Source organism: Peribacillus sp. (assembly GCF_059453735.1).
On record NZ_JAZVJO010000526.1, the window covers coordinates 1 to 3,287 of the forward strand.

The window sequence follows — 3,287 nt, forward strand, 5'->3', positions numbered from 1 at the left end:
CTAGTGTTTCACTACGAGCGCCAGGCCTTGCAGCTGATAACGCATCTGCAGCAGCAACCAGCACAGCAATAACAGATGTTGGTTCAGTATCGCCATGATGTGATGCAATACTGTTAATAACAACTGGATGTTCTCTGTACTTCGTTGCAAGTTCCACACCAATTTCTACATGGCTTCCTTCAACTTCATGATCAATTGCTTTACCAATATCATGTAACAGCCCTGCTCTGCGTGCAAGCGTTTCATCTTCACCAAGCTCCGCAGCCAGCAAGCCTGATAATTGAGCAACCTCTACAGAATGCTTCAGCACGTTCTGACCATAACTTGTACGGAATTTCAGACGGCCAAGAATTTTGATTAGATCCGGATGTAGACCATGAACGCCTACTTCAAAGGTAGTTTGTTCACCGAATTCACGGATTTGTTCATCAACTTCCCGTCTTGCTTTATCGACCATTTCTTCAATACGTGCTGGATGGATTCGGCCATCCTGAACAAGTTTCTCAAGAGCTAAACGAGCTGTTTCACGGCGAATTGGGTCGAATCCTGAAAGAATGACTGCTTCAGGCGTATCATCAATAATTAAATCAATACCTGTAAGCGTTTCAAGAGTACGAATATTTCGTCCTTCACGACCGATAATACGCCCTTTCATTTCGTCATTTGGAAGATTCACTACAGAAACGGTGGTTTCTGCTACATGATCTGCTGCACAACGCTGAATTGCAATCGAAAGGATTTCTTTCGCTTTCTTATCGGCATCTTCTTTTGCACGATTTTCTGTTTCTTTTACCATAAGCGCAATATCATGAGCCAGCTCATTCTCCGTACGATCAATTATAATTGCTTTTGCCTCATCACGGGTTAAAGCTGAAATACGTTCTAGCTCTGATTGCTGCTTCTGAACCATTTCATCCACTTTGCTTTCCATCTCTTCAATATGCTGTTGTCTTTGGTTTAGAGAGTCGTCCTTTTTTTCTAAAAGGCTTTCACGTTTGTCCAACGTTTCATCTTTTCGATCAAGGTTCTCTTCTTTTTGCAATAACCGATTTTCTTGTTTTTGTAATTCTGCTCTTCGTTCGCGAACTTCGCGCTCAGCATCAGTACGCACTTTATGAATCTCATCTTTTGCTTCCAATAGGGCTTCTTTTTTAGTGGCTTCCGCTTCACGTTTGGCATCATCCAAAATCGCTTCTGCGGAACCTCTTGCCCCCGTTATCTTATTTTCAAATGTAGTCTTGAAGATAAAATAACCAACAACTGCACCGACGATTAGGCCAAGCAAAATGGAGATGATGACTGTTATAGGTTCCATCGTTTCACCTCCCCTTGCTTATGAACTTTTTTTACATGGTTAAATTTGAACTTTCGGCAAGTACTTTGAGTACTTAGCTTTTAAAAATCTCAATTTGAAAAAATATAAATTATACATATTAATTGTATAGTTGTGAATTTTTATTGTCAAGTAGCATACCAGCCGTATACACGAATATTCATACGTTTTATTCCTTTTAGTCCCTAAAATAGAAAATAAACGCTGGATTTCGTCGATTATCCAATTTAACATCAACAAACTTTTGCAGTTTTCGAGTTTTTTTTTGCAAAAAACCAGGCTTAAAAAAGCCTGGTTTTTTAATCAATCTAAATCTAACTCAAGTTCTTTTTCTTTGTCATCTTCTTTTAAGGCAACATGTTCGCCATCTAAATGATAATGATCACGAATTTTCTTATAAATTTCATCTTGAAGCGGTATATTCGCCTTCAAAAATAGTTTAGCATTTTCGCGCCCTTGGCCTAGACGGTCACCATTATATGAGAACCATGATCCGCTTTTTTGAACAATATCCAACTCCGAAGCCATATCGATAATTTCACCTTCACGTGAAATACCCTCTCCGTACATGATATCAACTTCAGCTACACGGAACGGCGGTGCTACTTTATTTTTCACAACTTTTACTTTTGCTCTATTACCAACAATATCATTTCCTTGTTTTAATTGTTCAGCACGACGAACTTCAAGACGTACAGTTGAATAAAACTTAAGCGCCCGGCCTCCTGGAGTGGTCTCCGGATTACCAAACATAATACCGATTTTTTCTCGAACCTGATTAATGAAAATAGCAATTGTATTTGATTTATTAATAGCACCTGAAAGCTTACGAAGTGCCTGAGACATCATTCTTGCCTGCAGACCCATATGGGAATCTCCCATTTCACCTTCAATTTCAGCTTTAGGAACCAACGCTGCCACGGAATCAATAACAAGTATATTTACGGCGCCGCTGCGGACAAGAGCCTCAGCTATCTCAAGTGCTTGTTCACCAGTATCTGGCTGTGAAAGCAGCAATTCATCAATATTTACACCAAGTTTTGAAGAGTAGGCAGGATCTAATGCATGTTCAGCATCAATAAAGGCAGCCGTGCCCCCAGCCTTCTGAACTTCAGCAATAGCATGTAAGGCAACTGTCGTTTTACCTGAGCTTTCCGGCCCGTATATCTCAATTACTCGTCCTCTTGGGTAGCCGCCTACCCCTAAAGCTACATCAATTGCCAAAGATCCACTTGAACTAGTAGAAATTCTTGTATCTGTCTTTTCACCCATTTTCATTATTGAACCTTTACCAAATTGTTTTTCAATTTGTTTTAAAGCCATTTCTAATGCCGCTTGACGATCACTCACTCAATTTCCTCCTCAATATTTAATTAACCAGCTATAACCAGCTAATAGTAAATTCACTATCTATAAAACCTCTTTTGTTGAGGCCGAACATTAATAAATTTGTTGTACCAACATCCAAAAAGGAGTGTCTCTTGTCCTTTAAAGCTTATCCTTACTATATACTGTTTTCATTCATTTGCCAAGTAAAAAGTCGAACATTCATTCGTTTTTTTCGTTTGACTTTTTCCTTCAAAATTGCTCTTTTCCTAATAGTAAAATGAATCTTTAAGGGTTCATATCTAAAAGAAATGTAAATTTACGAGGCTAAAATTTTTTTCTCTAAGACGTAAGCACAGTATCAACAATACTTCCTGAACTGTACTCGAGAATTATATCCTTTTTACAGTTGATTCCCCATTTCCTAATTTGAAAACCATTTTTGATATTAAAGGTTCTTTTACAGTATGAACTCAAAAAAAAAGAAACGGCAGCAATGCCATCTCCTTTTTTCATACAATCTTAGGGTTACATGTTTTCTAATTCTTGCAGTAAATAATGACAGCCATATTTCACGCTGCGAACCCGATTTTGAGATCGGCTGCCCGAGAGACTTAGCTTTTTAGCA

General features: G+C 38.6%; 2 protein-coding genes. Both read right to left on the reverse strand.

What is annotated here, in order from left to right; genetic code table 11:
• Positions 1 to 1,315 (reverse strand): ribonuclease Y (gene rny / locus AC52RT_RS17480; protein WP_495541929.1); only part of this gene is annotated, 1,315 nt, incomplete at its 3' end.
• Positions 1,316 to 1,636: 321 nt separating this feature from the next.
• Positions 1,637 to 2,683, reverse strand: coding sequence for a recombinase RecA (gene recA / locus AC52RT_RS17485; protein ID WP_495541930.1), 1,047 nt, complete (start codon positions 2,681 to 2,683; stop codon positions 1,637 to 1,639).
• Positions 2,684 to 3,287 lie beyond the last annotated feature (604 nt).